Origin of the sequence: Prevotella multiformis DSM 16608, assembly GCF_000191065.1 — a bacterium.
Lineage (GTDB): Bacteria > Bacteroidota > Bacteroidia > Bacteroidales > Bacteroidaceae > Prevotella > Prevotella multiformis.
Genome location: NZ_GL872293.1, coordinates 1 through 1,084, shown reverse-complemented (window position 1 = coordinate 1,084; position 1,084 = coordinate 1). Strand labels below are relative to the sequence as shown.

2 protein-coding genes are annotated in these 1,084 nt (G+C 31.7%); both read left to right on the top strand.

Features of this window, described 5'->3' with window-relative positions; all coding sequences use genetic code 11:
- Positions 1-621: polymorphic toxin type 44 domain-containing protein (locus HMPREF9141_RS13625; RefSeq protein WP_007369107.1), on the top strand; the 621-nt coding region annotated here is incomplete at its 5' end.
- A complete protein-coding gene (locus HMPREF9141_RS13655) occupies positions 599-913 on the top strand; it encodes a hypothetical protein (RefSeq protein ID WP_174256082.1) in 315 nt (104 codons plus the stop codon). The genes HMPREF9141_RS13625 and HMPREF9141_RS13655, both read left to right, overlap by 23 nt.
- The last annotated feature ends 171 nt before the right edge of the window (positions 914-1,084 follow it).

Sequence of the window (1,084 nt, the reverse complement as noted above, 5' to 3'; positions counted from 1 at the left end):
AAAGATGGGTCAAAACGATATTTTAAGTTTGCATCAAAGGATGATGCTCAGAATATAATTAATCATGAAAAGGAAGGTGAACCTACTCGTTTGTTTGAGATATCTAAAAGACAAATCATTGAATATGCTAATAAGGCGGGTGCTTATAGTCAAGATAATGCAAACCATAATATAGATTTTATGGCAACACAAGCTGTAGGAGGTGGCTCTCTTGATTTTTCTGTTGGTCCTTTATTAGAAGACTATCAAAGATATGGTGCTTCTGGAGATGCTGTAGCCCCTTCCCTAGTTTACTTCCTTCCAGAGGGAGACAATGTTGCTCATAATCAATTTAATTTTGGTAACTTTTTATATGGATTTAGTGGTCGTCAACTTGGTGTAGCATTATTAATGTTAAAGATAGGTGGTCACATTAATAGTCTTGTAAATTCCGCACAGAATGGTTACAAGCCCCAGTTGGATTCTTCTGATGATCAATACTCCATTGAAAAAGGATATTTCTATTCTCATAAAGGACCAAAAGTAGGTTTTATAGCCTATGAGATAAATGTGCCAACTTATAGGAAAGGTGCAGCGAGGGAATTAATAGGAAAATTTTATGACAAAACAAGAAGAAAGTAATAATATGAATTCTAAGATAAAGATATTGCTTCCATTTATGGTCCTTTTCGTCTTTGGCGAATGTACTTCTGAAGTCAGATATAGTAGTCAAATAATAAACTATGATTATCGTAATTTTGATGGAGTCTTAATCTATAATAGAGATTCTGAAGTTATAATATTTGAGTTATTTAGGGCAAAAGAAAGCGGTCTTGTTTTTGTAGACAGTAATTTAAAAATAATAAAAAAGCCAAGGAACTATATTTTAAAAGACAAAGAGATAATTAAGCTGTTAGGGCTTATAAACGGCTAAAGCTATCATATTGTCGCATAGACTACGATAAAATAATAAGAGTCATATGTGATGGTATAGACTATATAAGAATAAATAAAAATCACAATGACAAAGTATATCTTTTCGATGAGCATAAACATGAGTATAAATATATCGGAAATGATTGGTATGTAAAGAACTATAATGTAA